The sequence below is a fragment of the Arthrobacter sp. 05L428 genome (assembly GCF_056397665.1).
The window spans coordinates 98384-114389 of record NZ_JBFTNW010000001.1 but is presented as its reverse complement, the minus strand read 5'-3'; the positions used below and the strand labels follow the sequence as shown (position 1 = coordinate 114389).

Sequence of the window (16006 nt, the reverse complement as noted above, 5' to 3'; positions counted from 1 at the left end):
CTCCCAGTTTAGCCGTCCCGGCCGGGGCGGGGACCCGGCGCTCCGTCTGCTGCTGAGTGCGGGCACCAGCGCGGCTGCCCGGCGCCGGGCCTCGGGGTTGCGGGCGGCTGCCGTGCGGGTGCCGGGCACCTACCGGGCGCCGGAAGCTCGCGCGGAGGCTAAACTGAAGCTATGCTCCGTGTCGTGGTACCAATCGTTGTACTGGTCGTCTTTGTCTACGGACTGATCGACCTCATCAGGACTGACGCACGCCTGACCAAGGGCATTTCCAAGCCGGCCTGGATCGTGGTGCAGATCGTTCTCCCGGTGGTCGGCGCAATCCTCTGGTTCCTCATCGGCCGGCCCCGCGGCGAGGCCGCGGCGGCTCCGGCCACGTACCGCCACCCCACCGCCCCGGACGACGATCCCGACTTCCTCCGCAACCTGGAGCTGCGCCGCCGCAACCAGGCGGAGGCTGACCGGCTCAAGAAGCTGAAGGACGAGCTGGACGCCAAGGAGCGCGAGCTGGGCAGCGGCACCGGAGACGCCCGCGGCACGGAATCCGGCGAAGCCCACGGCAGCGGCGACCCCACGCAGGGCACCGACGAGGTCAAGTAGCCGCTCTGCCCCCTGGCGCGTAGACGCTCCCTCTCAGCCGGCGCGTTCCCCTTCCCATTTGCCAGAAATGGCCTGAATCCGGACCCTCGTAGCGGCCATAGCCGGCAAATCGACGCCGCGCACCCGGACCTGCAAACCAGCCTCCACTGGCCCGCTCTTCCCCCACACCCTGCCCGGGCTGTGGACAACGTCAAATCCCGCTCCAGGCGGGCGCAGAATGCTCTTATGCGCCAGCCCAGCGAGCTTCCCCCACAGCTTCACGACAAACCATTCACGCTCGCGGACGCCCGCGCGGCGGGATTGAGCCGGCGTCGAACCCGGTGCCGGGATCTTGTCAGCCCCTGTCACGGAGTGCGCACCGCCGCCACGACGCCGAGCACCCTCCTTGACCGTATGCATGCCCTGGTTGCTGTGACGTGCGCGGTGGTGAGCCATGCAACCGCTGCCCTGCTGTGGGGCTTTCCCCTGCCGGCGTCCGTGGCAAACGTCGACGTCGTTCATCTCACCAGCCGGCCGGGCAATCGGGCTGTGCGTCGAAAGAACGTCGTGGGCCATCAACAGTCGTTTGAACCCGAGGAGATCGTGGCGGGCTCCAGGGTCCACTGCACGTCACCGCTGCGGACGTGGTTCGACCTGGCCAGCATGCTTAGCCTCGACGATCTTGTGATTGCCGGAGACTTCCTGCTCCGCCGAAGGAACCCTTTGTCCACCCTCGACGAGCTAGACGCCTACCTTCAAGGACGAAAAGGAAAGCCGGGCTACCAGAAGGCCGCGCGGGCTCGGATCCTGATGCGCTCAGGCACGGACTCCCCCAAGGAGACCGAACTCCGGTTGCTTCTTCTCCGCCATGGCCTCCCCGAACCCGCAGTCAACGTGCCCATGTTCGACGAAACCGGCCGCTGGATCCAGGACCCTGATTTGTCCTATGAAGTGGAACGGGTCGCAATCCAATACGACGGCGGGCATCACGCCACTCCGGCGCAACGGCGCAGCGATATTTTCCGGGACGAAAACGCGCGGGATGCCGGGTGGCGGGTAGTCGTGCTGACCCAGTGGGACTTGACCCCGTTGGGCCCGGGCATGGAGCCAACAGCGGTCACCAGGGTACGGGCGGCGCTCGTGGAGCGGGGCTGGATGCCCGATCGTGGCCCGGCCCGGAGGCGACGTTCCGCACGCACCACGGCGTCCATCTGACAGGAATGGCCGCTAAGCGGGGTGGCTTAGCGGCCATTTGTGGCGAATCGACGATTCAGGCCCGAGGGTTAGCGGCCACTGTGGCGAATCGCGGCGGTTCGGGGTGCGGGCCTGGTTGGTGCGGCGCCGTTTGGCCGATCTGACACAGATGGCCGCTAAGCGGGGTGGCTTAGCGGCCATCTGTGGCGAATGGACGAGGAATCTAAGCGCCCAACCCTGGCGAAGCGAACTCCCGGCGCCTTACAGCCCCGAGTAGGAGTGCAGTCCGTTGAAGAACTGGTTCACGATGGTGAAGTTGAAGACCACGCACAGGTAGCCGACGATCGAGAGCCAGGCCGCGCGGGTTCCGGTCCAGCCGCGGGTGGCGCGGGCGTGGAGGTAGCCGGCGTAGACCACCCAGATCACGAAGGTCCAGACTTCCTTGGTGTCCCAGCCCCAGAAGCGGCCCCAGGCCTTCTCGGCCCAGATGGCGCCGAACATCAGCGTGAACGTCCAGCCGACGAAGGCGACCGCGTTGATCCGGTAGGACAGGTTTTCCAGGCTCAGGGCGTTGGGGACCAGGCGCATGAAGCCCAGCTTGTCTGCCCCGCCCGCGGCAATGGTCTTCTGCCGGTGCGACTGGACCAGCTGCAGCGCGGACATCGCGAAGGTCAGGGTGAACAGGGCTGAGGACATCACCGCGATGGAGACGTGGATAATCAGCCAGTAGCTCTGCAGCGCCGGCACGAGGTGGCCCACGGGCGTCCAGAACGCGACCGAGGCCGCGACCAGCATGATGATGGCCAGGCCGATCACAAAGGTACCCAGGAACCGCAGGTCGCGGCGGATCAGCACCAGCAGGAAGACCGCCACCGCCACGAACGCGCCGGTGGTCAGGAACTCGTACATGTTGCCCCACGGCACCCGGCCCGCGCCGATCGCGCGGGTGATGACGCCGGCGGCGTGGATGGCGGCGCCCAGCACGGCGAGGGCGACGGCGACCCGGGCCGGAACCCGGCGTTCGGCGCCGTAGCGCATGCCGCCGTCGGCGGTCACGCCGGCTCCGCTTGCCCGGCTACCCGAGACCGACGACGTCGGGCGCTCGGCCCGTCCGACAGGGCCGCTGACGTCGGAAGCGGCGCGGTCAACGGCGGCGGAGGAGCCACCGACGCCGGCGCCGACCGGGACACGGACCGTCTCGGCTCCGGACAGCTCTGCCGCCTTCAGGTCCACCGCGCGCAGGGTCTTGCTGCTCTTGGCCAGGTCCCAGGCGAAGGCGATGAAGGCCACCGTGTAGGTGCCGGCCGCGAGCAGCATAAAGAGCTCGCTGTACTGGCCCATGGTTTCGTTGATGGGGAACATTACTGATCCTTCTTTGACTCAGGAGAGCCTACTGTGGACTGGATGAAGTCTGCTGCGGGTTGGTCCGTGGAGGCCTGCGCGCCGGCGTCGGCGCGTGCGCCGGTGTCCGCCCGGTCATTATCCGCTGTCGCGCTGGGAACAGGCTGGGAATCCTCCCCCGAATCGTCCGCGGCCCCATCATCGAGCGGCCAGGCTGCCGACAGCAGGGCCCGGATGGCGGCGGCTTCCCCGGCCAGGCGGTGGTCCTCGCCGCGGGCCAGGAGACCGTACTCCACCATGGTGCGGCCGTCCTCGTGGGTGCCGGTGCGGACCCAAACGCGGCGGCGGTTGACGTACAGCGACGTGACCAGGCCGGCGACGGCGAGCAGGGCGAAGAACAAGGCGTAGCCCTGGCCCGGGTTGTGGTGGATGTCCACGCCGATGTAACGCTTCACGCCGTCGAAGCTGATGGTGCCCTTGCCGTTGGGCAGGGTGTGAGTGGTCCCGGGGGTCAGCACGATGCCCTTGGTGGGCAGGTTGCGGGCGTTTAGCGGCGTCAGTTTCTTCACATCGAGCTCGAACACGTTCTGCGGCGAGCCGCTGTTCAGTCCGAGGTCGCCGTAGTACGAGTTCAGCGTCAGCTGCGGGTTGAACAGTTCAGGATCGCCGCTGAAGGAAACTCCTTCCTTCGTGATGAACGCGGTAGGCAGGAAGAAGCCCGCGAAGGCCAGCTGCTCCGGCTTGGCATCGGGGACCTTGATGACCACGGAGGAGTAGTAGTTGTCGCCTTGCAGCTTGGCCACCACCGGTCCCTGCATGGCGATGTTGCCGGCGCCGTCGCGCACCGTGACCACCGGGGCGTAGCCGTTGCCGGTCAGGTAGACGCTGGTGCCGCCCAGGCTGAGCGGGTCATTGACCTTCAGCACCTCCTGCTTGGCAGGCGCGCCCGGGTTCTCCTTGGTGGTGACGTCAGCCTTGAAGTCGATGGGCTGGCCGAACTTGCCCTTCGATTCGCGGTCGAAGGTGATGTGGAACTTGTCCAGCTGGATGGAGTACGGCTCCAGCTGGCTGCTCTGGAAATTGGTGCCCGGGGTGAACTGGTCGTAGCCCACCAGGGTGTTCACGAAGGTGTCCCCCTCGACCAGGATCCGTTGGCCGCTGTAGCCGAACAAGCCGCCGGCCGCGACGGACACCAGGACACCGATCAGGGCGGTGTGGAAGACAAGGTTGCCGACCTCCCGGAAGAAGCCGCGTTCCGCGCCGAGCGAGGGCCGTTCGCCGTCGCGGTCCCGCACATCGACGCGGTAGCCGCGCTTCCTCAGCAGGGCGGCGGCGTCGTCAATGGCCCGCGACGCCGGGATCCCGGCGTCGGCGGGGACCACCAGGGTGCCGTACTCGGGCAGCCGGGACAGCCGTGCCGGGGTGCGCGGGGGCTGGGAACGCATGGCTTTGTAGTGCACGATGGCGCGGGGCACGACGCAGCCGATCAGCGAGATGAACAGCAGGATGTAGATCGCGGAGAACCACGCCGAGGAGTAGACATCGTAGAGCTGCAGGGAGTCCAGGATCTTGCCGTAGTCCGGGTGGTCCTTGATGTACTGGGTGACCACCGCAGGGTTAGCGGGCCGCTGCGGGAAGAGCGATCCGGGCACCGCGGCGACGGCGAGCAGCAGCAGCAGGAACAGCGCGGTGCGCATGCTGGTCAGCTGCGTCCACGCCCAGCGGAGCATGCCCACCGGCCCCAGCGAGGGCAGCACAGCGCCTGCCTTCGCGGCTTCGACGGGACTGGTTCCGTGATCGGGCGTGCCAGGGGACGGGGATTTCTTCTCTACGTTCACTCGCTCGCTCATCAGATCGGCAATTTCACATCGGTTTGGAACCAGTACTGCAGCCCGGACACCCAGGCACCCCACACCCCGCTGGCCATCAGCACGCCCAGCACAATCAGGATTCCGCCGCCGGTGCGCTGGATGGCGAGCCGGTGTTTGCGGAAGAAGGAGAGCACCCCGACGCCGCGGCGGACGGCCAGGGCGATCAGCAGGAAGGGAATGCCCAGCCCAAGGCTATACACGAAGGCCAGCAGGGCGCCCTTCGCCGCGGACGATCCCCCGGAAAGACTCAGCAGCTGCACCGCCGAATAGGTCGGGCCGATGCACGGGGCCCAGCCGAGGCCGAAGGTGATGCCCAGCAGCGGCGCACCCCAAAGCCCGGCTGGCGGCTTGGCGTGGATCTTCGCGTCGCGCTGCAGCCAGGAGAAGCCGCCCATGAACACGACGCCCATCACGATCACCAGCACGCCGAGCAGTTGCGTAATCCAGGCGTTCTGCGAGCCGGTGATCAGCGTTCCCAGCTGGCCGAAGGCCCCGCCGAGGAGCACGAAGATCACCGAGAAGCCGAGGACGAACAATCCGATCCCGGCCAGCATCCGGCCCCGCTTCTGCTTCTGCAGGTCGACGCCGGTCAGGCCCGTCACGTACCCGAGGTATCCGGGCACCAACGGCAGCACGCAGGGCGAGAGGAAGGATACGAGTCCGGCCAGCAGCGCCACCGGGATGGCGAGCAGCAGCGAACCGTTCAGGATGGCTTCGGCGAAGGGGCTGTTCACGGCGCCGGCCTTACTCGGCCACGGCGGCGGCGATGAGGGACTTGAGGGTGCCCTTCTGGATTTCGCCAAGCACCCGGGAGGCGACTCGGCCCTGCTTGTCGAGCACCAGCGTGGTGGGGACCGCGCCGGGCGGAACCAGCCCGGAGACGGCCAGCAGAACCGCGCCGTCCTTGTCGTTGAAGCTCGGGTACGTCAGGTTGAAGGTCTTGTCGAACGCTTCAGCCGTTGGTTTTTCGTCCCTCAGGTTGACGCCGAAGAACTGGACGCCCTGGCTCTTGAACTCCTGGTGCAGGGCCTCCAGCGACGGCGCCTCCACCCGGCACGGCGCGCAGGCGGCGAACCAGAAGTTGAGCACCGTCACCTTGCCCTGAAACTGCGACGCCGTGACTTCGGTGCCGTCGAACAGGGTGCCCTTGATCTCCACCGGTTTTTTCCGGTCGGCAGCGGCGAATTCGGTCACCGAGCCGTCGCCGGCGACGTAGTTCTTGTTATCCCCCGCCTTGGCCTGCTTGGCGAGGTCGTCCTCCTGGGCGCAGCCGGTCAGGCCCAGCATGGCGGCCAGGGCCGCACCGCCGGCGGTGAGGACGCCGCGGCGGGACAGACGGGAGTCGTCGTCGAACATGTTCAGGCTCCCGGGGTGCTGGAGGCACCGGGCAGGAGGACGGCGGCGGGCTCGCTGTAGTCGACGCGAAGCAGCGTCCCGTCGTCGTTGAATACGAGGGAGGTCACGGAGGTGAGCGTGCATTCGCGCTTGCGCGGGTCGTGCCACAACGGCCTGCCCTCGGCGCTGAGCCGGGTGGCCCAGATGGGCAGCTGGTGGCTCACCAGGATGGCCTCGGCGCCGTCGCCGCCGAGCTCGACGGCCCGCAGGCGTGCGTCCTGCACCGCGGCGGTCACGCGCGCGGCCTGCTCTTTGTACGGCTCGCCCCAGGACGGCCGGAGCGGGTTGCGGAGCATCGGCCAGTGCTTCGGTTTGAAGATCTCGCCCTTGGACACCTGCATCCCCTGGAAGTAGTTGGCGGCCTCGATGATCCGCTCCTCGGTGGCGATTTCAAGGCCGAGGGCCTCGGAGATCGGCTGCGCCGTTTCCTGCGCACGGGTCAGCGGGGACGCCGCGAGGTGCACGATCTTCGCCCCCTGCGCGGCGCGGTCACTGAAGTGCTCGGCAAGCATCCGGGCCATCTGCTGACCCAGTTCGGAGAGGTGGAACTCGGGCAGCCTGCCGTACAGGACGCCTTCGGGATTGTGGACCTCGCCGTGGCGGAGCAAGTGAACAGTGGCTTGGGGCATGTGTACCAGTTTCTCAAAGGGCAGGGGCAATGACGAAATCTTCTACAAGAGGTAGAACTGAAACTTTTTGGGAAATGTTCCCCGGGGGTGGAATAAAAGATGCAAATGCATGTTTATACTGGGTGAAGCAGTTAGTTGAGACTTCAACCAATGAAGTGAAGACCGACGATCAGATGAACTTCCGCACGACCCACCCGACTCAAGGAGAATCACCATGGCACTTCCCGCCAACCTCACCACCGGCACCTGGACCCTCGACTCCTCGCACAGCGAAATCGGCTTCACCGTCCGCCACGCGGGCATCAGCAAAGTCCGCGGCCAGTTCAAGGAAGCCGACGCAACCTTGGACCTCGCCGAGAACGTCGCCGACTCCAAGGTGAACGCCACCATCAAGACCGCGAGCTTCGACTCCGGCGACGTCAACCGCGACGGCCACGTCCGCGGCGAAGACTTCTTCGACGTCGAGAAGTTCCCGGAGATCTCCTTCGTCTCCAACGCCATCGTCCCCAAGGGCGACGCCTACGAGCTCCAGGGCGACCTCACGATCAAGGGTGTCACCCGTCCCGTAGCGCTGGAAACCGAGCTCAACGGCGTGGCCGTTGACCCGTTCGGCAACACCCGCGCCGGCCTGACCGCCGAGACCACAATTAGCCGCAAAGACTTCGGCCTGACCTGGAACGCCGTCCTCGAGGCTGGCGGCGTGCTGGTCAGCGACAAGGTTGCCATCAACCTCGAACTGGCCTTCATCGCCCCCGCAGCGTAGTCCGCGCCGCCCCGAGCGGCGGACAGGGCCCGTCCACGCGACGCCCTCTTCAACACCCCGCGCCATCCCCGGATGGCGCGGGGTGTTTGGTTTAACCGGGGCCGCTTCGGGGGCTGACTTGGGCGCGTTCCACGAGCGCGCCGGGCGGCCTCCGCTCCCGCCCCGGAGTCAGCTAGGAACCACCGGTTTCGCGGTCTAAAGTGAAATCCATGAGCAATACCGGCGACGTCCCCGAGCCCGATCAGCCAGGCGCCATTCCGCCGGAACCGGGCAGCGTTCCGCCGGTCGGACCGGGTCAGCCCGGGCGGTTCGGCGGGTTCCGGATCGAGTGGCCGGCCGACCGGCCGCGGAACTTCCGGGACGCGCTCCCCCTGGGCGGTTATTCCGGGATCCTCAACCTCCCGGCCATGCCCACGGAGCTGAAGATCTCCTACTGGGTCTGGGTGATTGGCGGGTTGCTCGGCCTGCTCGCAGGCGTGATCGGGCTCTTCGGCACCCTGGTCCTCTTTGTGGTCTCGCCCCCGGCCGGCATCCTGCTGCTATTGCTGGTGCTGGTGGCGGTAGCCCTGGCCGCGGCACAGGTCACGCTGGCGATGAAGATGAAGGAGGGCTGGGAATGGGCCAGGTTCGCCCTCACCATCGCCGCTGGCGTCAGCCTGGTGCTCGCCCTGGCCAGCATCGGCGTCGCGGGGGGCGGAAGCTGGCCCGGCTTCGTCATAAGCCTGGTGGCGACCGTGCTGATGTGGCTGCCGAAGTCGCAGGCCTGGTTCGACGCGTTCAAGGGCCGTTCCTGACCTTCCTCGGCACCAGGCTGCTCCTCGGTGGCTTTGCCTCCGGAAACGCGGATACCCGCGTGCCGGCGGCTCCAAAAATGCCCCTCAGAATACCTCCGCGGAATGACCCAAACCGCCGCAAGCGCGGGGTACGGTGTAGTTAAACCATGCTGGGGGCAGGGTGAAGACACTGGTCCCGGTAGCCCATCCCGTCATCGAAATGCAAAGGACCGCCATGAGTAACCCGCCAGTCGAGCCTTCCAGCCCGGACGGACCCGAGTCGGGCAAGCAGGCTCCGCAGTACGGCCAGAATGCTCCCCAGTTCGGACAGCAGCCGCCGGCTCCGCAGTATGGGCAGAATGCCCCGCAGGCGCCCCAGTACGGCCAGCAGGCTCCGCAGTATGGCCAGAACGCCCCGCAGGCGCCCCAGTACGGGCAGCAGGCTCCGCAGTATGGCCAGAACGCCCCACAGTACGGGCAAAACGGGCCCCAGTACGGGCAGCAGGCTCCCGGCTATGGCCAGCAGCCGCCGGCCTACGGGCAGGCCCCGGGCCAGTTCGGCCAGAGCCCCTACGGCCAATCCCCTTACGCGCAGTATCCGTCGGAACTCCCCACCGGTGGAGCCGGGACCAGGCCGCCGCAGCTCGACCTCGCCTTCTGGCTCATCATCGGTGCGGGCATCCTGTCCCTCATCAGCAGCCTGGTTGTGTCCTTTACCGGGGCGGACTACTTTGAGACCGCGATGCAGCAGGCCGGCGCCCAGCAGGGCAGGAGACTCTCAGCGGACGAACTCAATGCGGTGCGGGCAATCGTCCCCATCAGCGGCATCATTGGCGGCCTCATCTCCTTCGGGCTCTACGCACTGGTCGCATTCCCGGTCCGCAAGGGCAAGAATTGGGCCCGCATCCTGGGAACGGTCTTTGCCGCCCTGTCGCTGTTTGGCCTGTTCGGCGGCGTATTCGCCTTCGGCGCCCTCTCCGGCGTGCTGCAGATCATCGTGATCCTGATGGGCGTGGCCGGCATCGTGATCCTGTACCTGCCGACGGTTTCCCCCTACTTCCAGAAGCAGCAGCCGTTCTCCAACCCGTACGCGCAGAACCCCTACGGCCGCTAACGAAGCACCGCTGCAGAGGGCGCGGGAGCCGGATGGGCCGACTGAAGTCAGTCGGCGTCTTCCGGGTCCTGCGCCCTTTGTGCGTGGTAGGCGAGAATCTGCAGTTCGGTGGCCATATCCACCTTGCGGAGATTGACTCCCGGCGGGACCTGCAGCATGACCGGGGCGAAGCTCAGGATGCTGCGCACGCCTGCGGCCACTACCCGGTCGCACACGCTTTGCGCCACGGCCGCGGGCAGCGCCAGGACCACCATGTTGGTCCCGGTGCGGCGCAGCACGGCTTCCAGATCTGCGGCGTCGCTCACCCGCAGCCAGCCAACCTCGCTGCCCACCACCATCTGGTCGGCGTCGAAGATCGCCACGATGTCAAAGCCCCGGGACTCGAAGCCGCCGTACCGGGCGAGGGCCTTGCCGAGGTTGCCGGCGCCGACGATCGCAACTTTCCAGTCATGGGTCAAACCCAGGGCCGCGGCAATGTGCCGGTTCAGGTACTGCACCTCATAGCCCACGCCCCGCGTTCCATAGGACCCCACATAGGAGAGGTCCTTGCGGAGGGTGGAGGAACTGACGCCCGAAGCCTCGGCGAGCGATTCAGAGGAGACCCGGTCCACCCCCTCGGCCAGCAAAGTGGTCAGGGCGCGCAAATAGATCGTCAGCCGCGCCACGGCCGCGGGCGGGATCTGCTTGGCAGCAGGTCCGGCCGCCCCGGGCAGGGCGTCGGGTGAAGAATCCAGCGAAGTCACTATCTGCTCCATTGCGTCGCGTTGTGACTCCACTCTAGAGCCCCCGCAGTTCGGGCCACAAAGCCGGGGACCGCGTCGCCGCAGCCGCTTGCCCGGGGTGCACTCAGGCTGACTGGCCGAGGGCGCGGCGCAGGGTTCGGGCCAGCCGAACCTCGTCGATCCGCCAGAAATCCCGCTGGACCCCGTCCACCAGCAGTACCGGGATCTCCTCGGCGTAGCGCTCGCGCAGGACATCGTCGTCGTCGATGGACCGCTCGGACCAGCCGAGTCCCAGCGCAGCGGTGACCCGGCCGACGGCGTCGCGCGCGTCCGCGCACAGGTGGCAGTCAGCTTTGGTGATGAGTACGACATCGGGAAGGGGCGCGGGTATGGCCATGGTTCCACGGTAGCCCGGCGCCCGGCCCGGCGTCGACGCGACCTGGTGTTCCAGCCGGGCGGCCGGTGCGGCGGGGCCCTTTCTGCGCGTGGGATCCCCCGCCATTGACTAGACTCGTGGCATGCCCGAGGAGAAGATCGTCGCTGTGGCCACGCGGCCTGTTGCGTCACCGCAGCACGGCGAAGCCGCCTTCTTCGACGTTGACAACACCCTTATGAGGGGCGCCAGTCTCTTCCACGTGGCCCGCAAAATGCATCAGCGCGGGGCGTTCACCATTCCCCAGGCGGCGGGCTTTGCCTGGAAGCAGCTGATGTTCGTGTTCCGCGGCGAGAACATGGACGACGTCCACGCCGTCCGCGACACCGCCCTGAGCCTCGCCTCGGGTTTCACCGTGCAGGACATCGAAGCCCTCGGCGAGGAAGTCTACGACGAGATGATCGAGTCCCGGATCTGGCCCGGCACCAAGGCCCTGGCCGAACAGCACCTGCGGGTGGGCCGCCGGGTCTGGTTGGTCACGGCCACGCCGATCGAGGTGGCCACCGTCATTTCCACCCGGCTGGGCCTCACCGGCGCCCTCGGCACCGTGGGCGAGATCCACGACGGCTCCTACACCGGACGGCTGGTGGGCGAGATCCTGCACGGCCCGGCCAAGGCCGTCGCAGTCCGCGGCATTGCCGAGGCGGAGGGCCTGGACCTGAACCGCTGCTGGGCCTACAGCGACTCCCACAATGACATTCCGCTGCTCAGCATGGTCGGGCACCCGGTGGCCATCAACCCCGACGCCCGGCTGCGCCGCCACGCCCGCGAACACAACTGGCCGGTCTACGACTTCCGGTCCGGCCGTCGCGCCGCGACCCTGGGCCTGAAGGCCGCAACCGTCGGCGGGGCCATCTACGGTCTCTGGCGGGGCTTCTCCCGCTTCCGCGGCCCCACGGCCTAAGCGCACTCCGGGGCCAGCCCGCTACGCGTTCGGACGGGCGCACCCCGGATCCCGGGTGCCCCTGTCCGGATCCGCCGCGTATTGCCGGATCCGCCGCGCGTTGCCGAAAAGAAAATGCCCGCCGCCGTAAAGGCAACGGGCATTGACGCCGTTCGAAGTATCTCTACTTCTTGTTGCGACGCTGGTGGCGCGTCTTGCGAAGCAGCTTGCGGTGCTTCTTCTTGGCCATACGCTTGCGACGCTTCTTAATAACTGAACCCACGAAAGTTCCTTACCGGCTAGATGCAGTACCTGCCCGTTGGGAAGGGTCCGCGGGCTAAGCAAGCAGACTGAACAACTGACAGGTTCTTACAATGACGTAAAACGTTCCTTAACAGGGTACCGCCTATCCGGGGCACACCACGACCGCAGGCCCCGGGAAGGGGTCTGCCGCGGCCCGGTGCGACAGCGGAAGACTCAGGCCGTCTCAGTACGTCCGTCAACAACAGCACCCTTGAGATACTGTTCGACGGCGTTTTCCGGAACCCGGTAGGAGCGGCCAAAGCGCACCGCCGGCATTTCGCCGGAGTGCACCAGGCGATACACGGTCATCTTTGATACCCGCATTACATCCGCGACCTCGGCCACGGTGAGAAAGCGCGCGTTGGAGAAGTTGGCCTCCGAAGACATTTCCCTATTCCTTTTGCTCAAGCGAACGGCTGCCCCGTCTGAACGACATGGCGGTGTGCCGATGCTGAGCCATCAAACAACCATGTGCTAGATACTCTAGGGGTTCATGGTGCCAATGTGAAAGGTTTCCGCAGGATTCTGCGAAGGATTTCCGCAGGATTTTCCCGCTTGGCCCCTCCTGCGCCCCCGCGTTCAACCCCGGACCCGCCGGGTGCGTGCCGACGCCGCCAGCTGGCCGAGCAGCGACGCCGTCACGTCCCAGTCCATGCAGGCATCCGTGACGCTCTGGCCGTACAGCAGCTGGTCGGTTCCCGCGGCGTGTTCGGCAACGTCAAGGGACTGCGCCCCGCCCACCAGGAAGCTCTCCAGCATGACGCCGGCGATGGCGGACGCGGAGGCCCCGCCGTCCTCGAGCTGGGCACCGATCTCCAGCGCGACCTCGGCCTGCCGGTGGTGGTTCTTGCCGCTATTGGCGTGGCTCGCGTCCACGATCAGCCGCGGGTTCAGCTGCCTGGCGGCGAGCCGGGCGGAGGCGGCTTCGACGTCGGCGGCGGAGAAGTTCGGGCCGTCGCTGCCGCCGCGCAGGATGACGTGGGTGTCCGGGTTTCCGGCGGTGCTGACCAGCGCGGCCCTTCCGTCGCCGTCGATCCCCAGGAAGGCCTGGGCGGCACCCGCAGCACTGCAGGCGTCAAGCGCTACCTGCAGGCCGCCGTCGGTCCCGTTCTTGAAGCCGATCGGCATGGAAAGCCCGGATGCCAGCTGGCGGTGGATCTGGCTTTCCGTGGTGCGCGCCCCGATGGCACCCCACGCGACGAGGTCCGCCATGTACTGAGGGCTGATGGGCTCGAGGAATTCCGTGGCGGTGGGCAGTCCCAGCGCGGTGACCTGGCGCAGGAACTGGCGGGCGGCGCGCAGACCCGCGGCAATGTCGTGGCTGCCGTCGAGCCGCGGATCGTTGATCAGGCCCTTCCAACCGACCGTGGTGCGCGGCTTCTCGAAGTAGGTGCGAATGACGATCAGCAGGTCTTCGCGGTGTTTCTCGGCCTGGCTGACCAGCCGGCGGGCGTATTCCAGTCCGGCCTTGGGATCGTGGATGGAGCACGGGCCCACGATCACCAGGAGCCGGTCGTCGACGCCGTCCATGATCGCGCGGACCTCGTCCCGGCCGCGGCCGACGACCTCGGAGCCGCGGGCATCCAGCGGGAGTTCCGCGATCATCTCCTGCGGGGTGGGCAGCGCGGTGAATTGGCTGACGCGCAGGTTGGACGTGGTCTGCTGGCTGTCAGGGGCTGCTTCGATGCTCATGGTGGGTCCTGTTCCGGGTGCGGAGCGGGCCCTGATCAGAACCCGCCGGAGAAATGGCGAAGGGCAGAGGATGATCTCTGCCCTGTTGGCTCTGAAGGTGTGTTGGATGCGTGTCAGTTAGACGCGGGCCCCTCCAGAGCCAACGAAAAATACGCATACCAACGGTTAGTCATGCCACCGACCATAGCTCCGTCAACAGCCGGAGGGCAAAGCGGCGCCGTAATATTCCGACGGCGTCCCTTAGAGTGTGGTTGGACCACAGACTGTGACGAGACGCACCGGAGGCAGCAATGACGCAACCCCCCATCATGGGCAACCCCGAGGCCCCGACGACGGCGGAGGACACCGCCACCAGCCATCACACCGGCGGGACGTCCGCCAACGGGACGCCCACCGCCGGCAGGGGCCCGGTGCCGCGCGGGGGCGGACTGCCTGCCGCCCTCAAGCGCCGGGTGCCGAAGTACGCTGACCTCGCACCGCTGATGCAATTCCAGAAGCCGGACTTCGGCCGCGAGGCGAAGCTGCGCCGGGCCAGCACCATCTGGGATCTGCGGGACATGGCCAAGCGTCGCACCCCGAAGGCGCCGTTCGACTACACGGACGGGGCGGCCGAGGCCGAGATCACCCTGCGCCGGGCCCGCCAGGCCTTCCTGGACATCGAATTCCGTCCCGGCATCCTGCGCGACGTCTCCAGCGTGGACCTCGGCACCGAGATCCTGGGCAAGGCCGCCCGGCTGCCCTTCGGCATCGCGCCCACCGGCTTCACCCGGATGATGCAGTCCGAGGGCGAGTACGCCGGTTCCCGGGCCGCCGCGGCCGCCGGCATTCCGTACACGCTCTCCACCATGGGCACCGCGTCGATCGAGGACGTGGCCGCCGCGGCCCCGGACGGCCGCAACTGGTTCCAGCTGTATCTGTGGACGGACAGGGACCGTTCGCTGGAACTGATCGAACGCGCCGCCCAGGCAGGCAACGACACGCTCATGGTGACGGTGGATACCGCCGTCGCGGGCGCCCGCCTGCGCGATGTCCGCAACGGCATGACCATCCCTCCGGCGCTGACGCTCAAGACCGTGCTGGACGCTTCCTACCGGCCCGCGTGGTGGTTCAACTTCCTCACGCACGAGCCGCTGACCTTCGCCTCGCTGTCGCGCTACACCGGCACCGTGGCGGACCTGATCAACTCCATGTTCGATCCCACCCTGACCTTCGCGGACCTCGACTGGCTGCGTGAAACCTGGAAAGGCAAGCTCGTGGTCAAGGGCATCCAGACCGTCGACGACGCGCGCAAGGTCGTGGACCACGGCGCGGACGGCATCGTGCTCTCCAACCACGGCGGCCGCCAGCTGGACCGGGCCCCCATCCCCTTCCACCTGCTCCCGGAGGTCTCCGCGGCGCTCAAGGCGGACAACAGCGACGCTGCAGTCATCCTGGACACCGGCATCATGAGCGGCGCGGACATCATCGCGGCACTGGCGCTGGGTGCGGACTTCACCCTGATCGGCCGCGCCTACCTTTACGGCCTGATGGCCGGCGGCCGGGCCGGGGTGGACAGGGCCATCCAGATCCTCGAGACGGACATGCGGCGCACCATGGCGCTGCTGGGCGTCAGCCGGATCTCCGAGCTCACCCCGGACCACGTCCGGCTCCTCGCCAGATAGCCCACGGTTCCGCGAGAGGGCAGTTCGCGGCAGTGTTTGTGCCGAACACTGCCGCGAACTGCCATCTGGGCGCGGCAGTGGGGCCTGCTACTTTTTCCGGCCGAATTTTGGCAGGTTCGCCAGCAGGTCCGCGGCGCGGGTGGCGGCGCGGCCAACGGTCCGGCCGATCTGCTGCGGCCGTTTGTCCTCCCCGGCGGTGCCGACGGGGAGGGCGACGGCGGGGCTGAGCGTGCTGCCCGCGGCACGTTCGGCCAACGCCGCTGCGGCCGGTTCCGCTGCAGTCGGCGGGGTAGTCACGGCGGCGGCAAGACTGTCCGGGCCGGGTGCCGGGGTGGCGGGCGGCGTCGAGGGCTCGGCAGCGGCAGCGCGGCCGACGTCGAACGTCTCGAGCCAACTGGCGACGCCAGCCAGCGGCTTGGGGTTGAGCGCGTAGTATCGCTTCTGGCCTTGGGCGCGCATGCTGACCAGGTCGGCTTCGCGCAGGACCTTAAGGTGCTTGGAAATGGTGGGCTGGCTCGCCTCGAGCTCCTGGACCAGCTCCCCCACCGCCTTGTCCCCGTTGCGGAGGGACACCAGAATGTCACGCCGGGTTGCCTCAGCAATGACGGCAAATACGTCGTCTGTCACCATGCCCTCCACCCTAGCGACATATACGC

18 protein-coding genes are annotated in these 16006 nt (G+C 67.4%); 7 read left to right on the top strand and 11 right to left on the bottom strand.

The features are described 5' to 3' along the window. Positions 1-171 precede the first annotated feature (171 nt). Together AC1DH3_RS00575 and AC1DH3_RS00570 are read left to right on the top strand one after the other, a co-directional pair. Complete coding sequence (locus tag AC1DH3_RS00575; RefSeq protein ID WP_441416843.1) at positions 172-597, top strand: PLD nuclease N-terminal domain-containing protein; 426 nt, start codon at positions 172-174, stop codon at positions 595-597. A gap of 225 nt (positions 598-822) precedes the next feature. After that, positions 823-1791 carry a hypothetical protein gene (locus tag AC1DH3_RS00570; protein WP_441416842.1) on the top strand — a complete coding sequence of 323 codons (969 nt, stop codon included), beginning with the start codon at positions 823-825 and terminating at the stop codon, positions 1789-1791. 240 nt (positions 1792-2031) lie between these two features. On the opposite strand, the gene ccsB is transcribed toward AC1DH3_RS00570, so the two are convergent. The 5 genes from ccsB to AC1DH3_RS00545 are packed head-to-tail and all read right to left on the bottom strand — an operon-like array spanning position 2032 to position 7006. Then, on the bottom strand, positions 2032-3132 hold the full coding sequence (ccsB, locus tag AC1DH3_RS00565; protein WP_476908387.1) for a c-type cytochrome biogenesis protein CcsB: 1101 nt from the start codon (positions 3130-3132) through the stop codon (positions 2032-2034). Next, positions 3132-4961: a cytochrome c biogenesis protein ResB gene (gene resB, locus AC1DH3_RS00560; protein ID WP_476908386.1), complete on the bottom strand. Its 1830-nt coding sequence runs from the start codon at positions 4959-4961 to the stop codon at positions 3132-3134. Before resB ends, ccsB begins: the two co-directional genes overlap by 1 nt. After that, positions 4961-5716: a cytochrome c biogenesis CcdA family protein gene (locus AC1DH3_RS00555; RefSeq protein ID WP_441416839.1), complete on the bottom strand. Its 756-nt coding sequence runs from the start codon at positions 5714-5716 to the stop codon at positions 4961-4963. The genes resB and AC1DH3_RS00555 overlap by 1 nt, the downstream gene beginning before the upstream one ends. Before the next feature lie 10 nt (positions 5717-5726). After that, positions 5727-6338: a TlpA family protein disulfide reductase gene (locus AC1DH3_RS00550; protein ID WP_441416838.1), complete on the bottom strand. Its 612-nt coding sequence runs from the start codon at positions 6336-6338 to the stop codon at positions 5727-5729. Between the two features lie 2 nt (positions 6339-6340). Further along, positions 6341-7006 carry a histidine phosphatase family protein gene (locus AC1DH3_RS00545; protein WP_441416837.1) on the bottom strand — a complete coding sequence of 222 codons (666 nt, stop codon included), beginning with the start codon at positions 7004-7006 and terminating at the stop codon, positions 6341-6343. A gap of 214 nt (positions 7007-7220) precedes the next feature. On the opposite strand from AC1DH3_RS00545, the gene AC1DH3_RS00540 reads away from it, so the two are divergent. The 3 genes from AC1DH3_RS00540 (at position 7221) to AC1DH3_RS00530 (ending at position 9656) form a co-directional block, all read left to right on the top strand. Continuing rightward, positions 7221-7769: a YceI family protein gene (locus tag AC1DH3_RS00540; RefSeq protein ID WP_175321455.1), complete on the top strand. Its 549-nt coding sequence runs from the start codon at positions 7221-7223 to the stop codon at positions 7767-7769. A 209-nt stretch (positions 7770-7978) separates the two neighbouring features. Continuing rightward, the gene (locus AC1DH3_RS00535; protein ID WP_441416836.1) at positions 7979-8563 is read left to right on the top strand and encodes a hypothetical protein; all 585 of its coding nucleotides are present in this window, start codon (positions 7979-7981) and stop codon (positions 8561-8563) included. Between the two features lie 214 nt (positions 8564-8777). Continuing rightward, the gene (locus AC1DH3_RS00530) at positions 8778-9656 is read left to right on the top strand and encodes a GtrA domain-containing protein (protein ID WP_476908853.1); all 879 of its coding nucleotides are present in this window, start codon (positions 8778-8780) and stop codon (positions 9654-9656) included. 47 nt (positions 9657-9703) lie between these two features. Here the strand turns inward: AC1DH3_RS00530 and AC1DH3_RS00525 are convergent, their stop codons facing one another. Together AC1DH3_RS00525 and AC1DH3_RS00520 are read right to left on the bottom strand one after the other, a co-directional pair. Beyond that, the gene (locus AC1DH3_RS00525) at positions 9704-10399 is read right to left on the bottom strand and encodes a redox-sensing transcriptional repressor Rex (protein WP_441416835.1); all 696 of its coding nucleotides are present in this window, start codon (positions 10397-10399) and stop codon (positions 9704-9706) included. A gap of 103 nt (positions 10400-10502) precedes the next feature. Further along, positions 10503-10775, bottom strand: a complete 273-nt coding sequence (locus AC1DH3_RS00520; RefSeq protein ID WP_441416834.1) for a glutaredoxin family protein — start codon at positions 10773-10775, stop codon at positions 10503-10505. Between the two features lie 121 nt (positions 10776-10896). Between AC1DH3_RS00520 and AC1DH3_RS00515 the strand changes: the two genes are divergently transcribed. Continuing rightward, positions 10897-11715 (top strand): HAD family hydrolase, encoded by an 819-nt coding sequence (locus AC1DH3_RS00515; RefSeq protein WP_441416833.1) that lies wholly within the window; start codon positions 10897-10899, stop codon positions 11713-11715. Between the two features lie 163 nt (positions 11716-11878). Here the strand turns inward: AC1DH3_RS00515 and AC1DH3_RS00510 are convergent, their stop codons facing one another. From AC1DH3_RS00510 to AC1DH3_RS00500, 3 genes are all read right to left on the bottom strand, one after another. Beyond that, positions 11879-11977 carry a 30S ribosomal protein bS22 gene (locus AC1DH3_RS00510; RefSeq protein WP_003792170.1) on the bottom strand — a complete coding sequence of 33 codons (99 nt, stop codon included), beginning with the start codon at positions 11975-11977 and terminating at the stop codon, positions 11879-11881. Between the two features lie 194 nt (positions 11978-12171). Next, the gene (locus tag AC1DH3_RS00505) at positions 12172-12384 is read right to left on the bottom strand and encodes a helix-turn-helix domain-containing protein (protein WP_346957799.1); all 213 of its coding nucleotides are present in this window, start codon (positions 12382-12384) and stop codon (positions 12172-12174) included. Between the two features lie 192 nt (positions 12385-12576). Then, entirely contained in the window at positions 12577-13689 is a 1113-nt protein-coding gene (locus tag AC1DH3_RS00500) for a 3-deoxy-7-phosphoheptulonate synthase (protein WP_476908385.1), read from the bottom strand. Positions 13690-13979: 290 nt separating this feature from the next. On the opposite strand from AC1DH3_RS00500, the gene AC1DH3_RS00495 reads away from it, so the two are divergent. Further along, positions 13980-15350, top strand: coding sequence for an alpha-hydroxy acid oxidase (locus AC1DH3_RS00495; RefSeq protein WP_476892018.1), 1371 nt, complete (start codon positions 13980-13982; stop codon positions 15348-15350). 87 nt (positions 15351-15437) lie between these two features. On the opposite strand, the gene AC1DH3_RS00490 is transcribed toward AC1DH3_RS00495, so the two are convergent. Then, positions 15438-15980 (bottom strand): ArsR/SmtB family transcription factor, encoded by a 543-nt coding sequence (locus AC1DH3_RS00490; protein WP_476908384.1) that lies wholly within the window; start codon positions 15978-15980, stop codon positions 15438-15440. Positions 15981-16006 lie beyond the last annotated feature (26 nt).

Coding starts and splice junctions, on each gene's coding strand:
- AC1DH3_RS00575 (WP_441416843.1), top strand. CDS start 172: ATGCTCCGTGTCGTGGTACCAATCGTTGTACTGGTCGTCTTTGTCTAC.
- AC1DH3_RS00570 (WP_441416842.1), top strand. CDS start 823: ATGCGCCAGCCCAGCGAGCTTCCCCCACAGCTTCACGACAAACCATTC.
- ccsB (WP_476908387.1), bottom strand. CDS start 3,132: ATGTTCCCCATCAACGAAACCATGGGCCAGTACAGCGAGCTCTTTATG.
- resB (WP_476908386.1), bottom strand. CDS start 4,961: ATGAGCGAGCGAGTGAACGTAGAGAAGAAATCCCCGTCCCCTGGCACG.
- AC1DH3_RS00550 (WP_441416838.1), bottom strand. CDS start 6,338: ATGTTCGACGACGACTCCCGTCTGTCCCGCCGCGGCGTCCTCACCGCC.
- AC1DH3_RS00545 (WP_441416837.1), bottom strand. CDS start 7,006: ATGCCCCAAGCCACTGTTCACTTGCTCCGCCACGGCGAGGTCCACAAT.
- AC1DH3_RS00540 (WP_175321455.1), top strand. CDS start 7,221: ATGGCACTTCCCGCCAACCTCACCACCGGCACCTGGACCCTCGACTCC.
- AC1DH3_RS00535 (WP_441416836.1), top strand. CDS start 7,979: ATGAGCAATACCGGCGACGTCCCCGAGCCCGATCAGCCAGGCGCCATT.
- AC1DH3_RS00530 (WP_476908853.1), top strand. CDS start 8,778: ATGAGTAACCCGCCAGTCGAGCCTTCCAGCCCGGACGGACCCGAGTCG.
- AC1DH3_RS00520 (WP_441416834.1), bottom strand. CDS start 10,775: ATGGCCATACCCGCGCCCCTTCCCGATGTCGTACTCATCACCAAAGCT.
- AC1DH3_RS00515 (WP_441416833.1), top strand. CDS start 10,897: ATGCCCGAGGAGAAGATCGTCGCTGTGGCCACGCGGCCTGTTGCGTCA.
- AC1DH3_RS00505 (WP_346957799.1), bottom strand. CDS start 12,384: ATGTCTTCGGAGGCCAACTTCTCCAACGCGCGCTTTCTCACCGTGGCC.
- AC1DH3_RS00500 (WP_476908385.1), bottom strand. CDS start 13,689: ATGAGCATCGAAGCAGCCCCTGACAGCCAGCAGACCACGTCCAACCTG.
- AC1DH3_RS00495 (WP_476892018.1), top strand. CDS start 13,980: ATGACGCAACCCCCCATCATGGGCAACCCCGAGGCCCCGACGACGGCG.
- AC1DH3_RS00490 (WP_476908384.1), bottom strand. CDS start 15,980: ATGGTGACAGACGACGTATTTGCCGTCATTGCTGAGGCAACCCGGCGT.